A 4,814-nucleotide genomic window follows, 5' to 3' on the forward strand; every position below is an offset into this window, starting at 1 on the left:
GGCCAGATCGCGTTGCGCGTCGAGGCCGGACGCCGGATCGATGAGGCGGCCGCCCTTCAGCAGGAGATCAAATTGCATCGGCGTCCGCCTCCGTTCCGTTAGAGCAGTTCCGGTTCCTGGGAACCGTAACTCGCTCTACCTATTTGTTTGCCGCATTTATGCGGACGCCAAATGATTCCATTTGGCTGCAAAATGCTCTCAGACCGGTCTGTAGGCGACGGCTTCGACCTCGATCTTGATGTCGATCATCAGCCGCGACTCGACCGTGGTGCGCGCCGGCGGATCCTTTGGGAAATGCCTGGCATAGACGGCATTGAAGGCGCCGAAGTCGCGCGCGTCCTCGAGCCAAACCGTCGTCTTGACCACGTCGTCCATGGTGCAGCCGGCCAGCGCCAAGGCTGCCTTGACGTTGGAAAGCACCTGCTCGGTCTGCTCGGCGATGCCGCCCTTGACCACCACGCCGTCGTTGCCGACCGGCACCTGGCCGGAGACATAGACCATATCGCCGGCCCGGACCGCCGGCGACAGCGGCACATGGGATGTTCCAAAACACTGCTTGGGCAAGGAAGGCCTCCTGTTCAAAAAACATCGGCGCTTTGCCTTCCGGCAATCGCCGCCTAGCCCGCGCGGTTTGGGCTCTTTCGCTACTCCGGTTTGCCCGTTTCCCACCGGAAGGTCTACGCCTGTCCCAGCGATTCTCATACAGGCCGTGTTGGAAAGCAACATTTTTTGGAATTCATGTTGCTTTATTACAAGAGCATCAGCATCCTGCTAGACGAGCGATTGCGTCATGACGTCCGGCAGGCGAGGATTGGCGAGGAAAGAACGAGGAGCCGCATGATCGATTTCGGTGGTCGCAGCGTGGTCGTGACTGGCGCGGCCGGCGGCGTCGGCGGCGCGCTGGTCGCCGTCCTCTCTGCATGCGGGGCCAGGGTGGTCGCTTGCGATCGCGAGGGCACCGAGTTGACCGGCGCCGGCATAGAAGAGGCGCATCATTTTGACCTGCTCGATGACGACGCCGTGACGGCATTTGCCAAGCGCATTGGCGAAGGCGCTGCACCGGCGGCCGTCATCTCCAACGCCGGCTGGACGCGGGCGGAAACGCTCGCCGATGTCTCGACGGCAGCCCTCGATCGCGAAATGGATCTGAATTTTCGCAGCGCCGCACTGCTGTCGCAGGCACTGCTTCCCGTCATGCGCAACCAGCCGCAAGGCGCCGCCTTCGTGTTCATCTCCTCGGTCAACGCACAGGCCCATTTCGGCAACCCCGCCTACGCTGCCGCCAAGGCAGCGCTCAACGCCTGGATGCGCGCCATCGCCACCGAGGAAGGCCGCAACGGCATCCGCGCCAACGCCGTCATTCCCGGCTCGATCCGGACCGGGGCGTGGGAACACCGCCTTGCCAACAAGCCGGAGATCCTCGCCGCCGTCGGCAAGCTCTATCCCTTGGGAAGGCTGGTCGAACCCGTCGAGGTCGCCCGCGCCGCGGTATTCCTGGCGTCGCCCTTTGCCAGCGGCATCACAGGCACGACCCTGAATGTCGATGCCGGCCTGATGGCCGGCAATCTGCCGTTTCTGGACCAGATCGGCGGCTGAGCGGATCAAGTCGAGCCTTTAACCGACCGAAACACCGCAACACAGGGGAGCAAAAGTGACCTTCGACAAGAACCCGTTTCCGCCCGGCGACGCCGACCGCCATGCGCTTTGGGAAATGCTGGTGCGGCGCGACATCGACGCTTTCCTCGGCCAGGACTGGGCGATGGTCGAGGATGATTTCGTGGCCTCGTGCTTCTTCGGCATGCACGCCCATTTCCTCAGCGATGCGGATGCCTGGCGGCTGCAGTTCCCGACGCTCACCTCCTACCGCGACGAGTGGCTGCGCCAGGCCAGGGAAACCGCAGCGACGAAATTCGCCGAACCGCTGCGCGAGGCGCTGTTTCGCATCACCAACATGCGCGATATCGACGTCGACGGCGACCGCGCCGTGCTGCACAAGAAGTTCAACGGCTCGATCGCCAAGCCTGACGGCAGCGCCGAGAGGCTGAAATGGCAGACCCTCTATTTCTGCACCAAGGTGCAGGGAAGCTGGAAAATATCGGGCTTCGTCGGCTACATGCCGCACCCGCTCGGCAGTTAGAAGCCGGCCATCACGACGATGCCGGAACCTTTTGATGCCAGCGGGACAGCGCCCCCCTCTGTCCTGCCGGACATCTCCCCCATTGGGGGAGATCGGCCGTCATCCCGGCTTTCGCCAATCTCCATCGTTGCAGAAGTGAGCGGGGCGCTGAAGCTGCCAATCTCCCCCCTCGTGGGGGAGATGCCCGGCAGGGCAGAGGGGGGCGCGAAGGATCGCTACAGAACGGCTTTAGTTCTGCCGTTCAGCGATCAATCCGCGTCGACAGGATGATCGAGGACGATGTCCGCTCGACCCCATCCATCGCGCCGATCTGGTCGAGAAGCGTGTCGAGATCCTTGATCGACGGCGCATCGACGATGACGATCATGTCGAAATTGCCGCTCACCGAATGCAGCGTCCGCACCGGCGGCAGCGCCTGCAGGCTGCGCACGACCTTGTCGGCAAGCTTGGGCGTGACGGTGAGCAGGACATGCGCCCGCACCAGTCCCTGTTCGTAGTCCGGCGAAAGCCTTACGCCATAGCCGGCGATGATGCCGCGCTGTTCCAGCCGCTCGATCCGGCTTTGCACCGTTGTTCGCGACACGCCGAGCCGCCGTGCCAGCTCGGCCGTCGAGGCACGCGCATTCGCCCGCAGCAGGGAAAGCAGAGCCTGTTCGGCGTTACTAAGCACTTTCGACGAACCTCATCGGCATTTTGATCAACAAGACACTTCGTTTCGCACAATTCCACGCTTCCTTTCGACAGGCAAGCTGCGATTCTATCGTCTTGAGCAATCCAATGCATGTCGCCCAAAAGTGCGCAGCGGTTTTGGGATAACGACATGCATAGACAAAGGCCTGAAGCGCCACGCGCTTCAGGGGCGAGGGAACCGGTCATGAAGAAAATCATTGTTGTTGGCGCCGGCAAGATCGGCTCGACCATCGCCGAGATGCTGGCTTCCACCGGCGACTATCACGTCACCCTCGTCGACCGCTCGGCCGCACAGCTCGGCGCGGCCGAATTGCCCGATACGGTCGAAACGCTCGAACTCGATATCGAAGCATCAGGCACGCTCGAAGCGGCCTTGGCCGGCAAGTTCGCGGTGCTCAGTGCCGCACCCTTCCATCTGACCACACGCATCGCCGAAGCGGCGGCCAGCGCCGGCGTGCATTATCTCGACCTGACCGAGGACGTCGTCAGCACCAGGCGGGTCAAGGAACTGGCGCGCTCCGCCAACAGCGCCTTCATTCCGCAATGCGGGCTGGCGCCCGGCTTCATCTCGATCGTCGCCAATGATCTCGCCAGCCGCTTCGACTCTCTGGAAAGCGTGCGCATGCGGGTCGGCGCGCTGCCGCAATACCCGTCGAATGCGCTGAACTACAATCTGACCTGGAGCACGGACGGCGTCATCAATGAATATTGCGAGCCTTGCGAGGCGATCGTCGAGGGCGAGCTGATCGAGGTGCCGCCGCTGGAGGAGCGCGAGGAATTCTCGCTCGACGGCGTCACCTACGAGGCGTTCAACACGTCGGGTGGGCTCGGCACGCTGGCCGAGACGCTGAAGGGCAAGGTGCGCACGCTGAACTATCGCACCATCCGCTACCCCGGCCACGCCGCGATCATGAAGGCGCTGCTCAACGATCTCGGCCTGCGCCACCGCCGCGACGTGCTGAAGGACATTTTTGAAAGCGCCCTGCCGGCGACGTTGCAGGACGTGGTCATCGTCTTCGTCACCGTCAGCGGCCGCAAGAACGGCCGTCTGCTGCAGGAGACCTACGCCAACAAGATCTACGCCAAGCGGGTCGGCGAAATGGTGCGCAGCGCCATCCAGATCACCACCGCCTCCGCCATCTGCGCGGTGCTCGATATGCTGGCCGACGGCACCTTGCCGGCGAAGGGTTTTATCAAGCAGGAGGACATCGCGCTCGACGCCTTCCTCGCCAACCGCTTCGGCCACGCCTATGCGCAGCATGAGATGGTTAGCCGGCTGGCGGGATGAGCCGGCCGAGCTTGTAACTTCCCCCTTGAGGGGGAGATGGCCGGCTGGCCAGAGGGGGTCGGTTCGACAGGATGCGACCTCTTTGTGACAGATGGAGGTTGGCGCTTCACGCGCGGCGACCCCGTCTGCCGCCTTCGGCGACATCTCCCCCTCAAGGGGGGAGATCACGCGCTCAACACCCCGCCTCAAACATGCAGCGCGTGCCCCATCGCCTTCAGCGCCGCTTCCTGAAAACCTTCGCCTTGCGTCGGATGAGCGTGGATGGTGCCGGCGATGTCCTCTAGCCTTGCGCCCATTTCCAGCGTCAGGCCGAAGGCTGTCGACAGTTCCGACACGCCCTGGCCGACCGCCTGGATGCCGAGCACCAGATGATTGTCCGCGCGGGCAACGACCCGGACAAACCCATCCTCACCCATCTTCGTCATCGCCCGGCCGTTGGCGGCAAACGGAAATAGCCCGACCTTGATCTCGCCGCCGAGGGCCTTTGCCTCGTCCGGCGACAGACCTGCGGTGATGAGTTCGGGATCGGTGAAGCAGATTGCGGGAATGCAGCGCTTGTCCCAGCTGCGCTTGTGGCCGGCAACGATCTCGGCGACCATTTCGCCTTGCGCCATCGCCCGGTGCGCCAGCATCGGCTCGCCGGTGACGTCGCCAATGGCAAAGATGCCGCGCATCGAGGTGCGGCACTGATCGTCGATG

Annotated in this window: 6 protein-coding genes; 3 read left to right on the forward strand and 3 right to left on the reverse strand. The window is 63.4% G+C overall.

Translation table 11 applies throughout. The features are described from left to right. Window positions 1–198 precede the first annotated feature (198 nt). Window positions 199–564 (reverse strand): RidA family protein, encoded by a 366-nt coding sequence (locus tag E5W87_RS24510; protein WP_292403402.1) that lies wholly within the window; start codon window positions 562–564, stop codon window positions 199–201. Between the two features lie 273 nt (window positions 565–837). Between E5W87_RS24510 and E5W87_RS24515 the strand changes: the two genes are divergently transcribed. Then, window positions 838–1,596, forward strand: coding sequence for an SDR family oxidoreductase (locus E5W87_RS24515; RefSeq protein WP_292403405.1), 759 nt, complete (start codon window positions 838–840; stop codon window positions 1,594–1,596). A gap of 55 nt (window positions 1,597–1,651) precedes the next feature. After that, window positions 1,652–2,137 carry a hypothetical protein gene (locus E5W87_RS24520; RefSeq protein ID WP_292403408.1) on the forward strand — a complete coding sequence of 162 codons (486 nt, stop codon included), beginning with the start codon at window positions 1,652–1,654 and terminating at the stop codon, window positions 2,135–2,137. 241 nt (window positions 2,138–2,378) lie between these two features. Here the strand turns inward: E5W87_RS24520 and E5W87_RS24525 are convergent, their stop codons facing one another. Then, window positions 2,379–2,807: an Lrp/AsnC family transcriptional regulator gene (locus E5W87_RS24525; protein ID WP_292403410.1), complete on the reverse strand. Its 429-nt coding sequence runs from the start codon at window positions 2,805–2,807 to the stop codon at window positions 2,379–2,381. A 204-nt stretch (window positions 2,808–3,011) separates the two neighbouring features. On the opposite strand from E5W87_RS24525, the gene E5W87_RS24530 reads away from it, so the two are divergent. Further along, window positions 3,012–4,115: a saccharopine dehydrogenase family protein gene (locus E5W87_RS24530; RefSeq protein WP_292403412.1), complete on the forward strand. Its 1,104-nt coding sequence runs from the start codon at window positions 3,012–3,014 to the stop codon at window positions 4,113–4,115. A gap of 185 nt (window positions 4,116–4,300) precedes the next feature. Here E5W87_RS24530 and E5W87_RS24535 read toward each other — a convergent pair. Next, window positions 4,301–4,814 (reverse strand): FAD-dependent oxidoreductase (locus E5W87_RS24535; protein ID WP_292403415.1); only part of this gene is annotated, 514 nt, incomplete at its 5' end.

The sequence above is a fragment of the Mesorhizobium sp. genome (genome assembly GCF_004962925.1).
Taxonomy (GTDB): Bacteria; Pseudomonadota; Alphaproteobacteria; order Rhizobiales; family Rhizobiaceae; genus Mesorhizobium.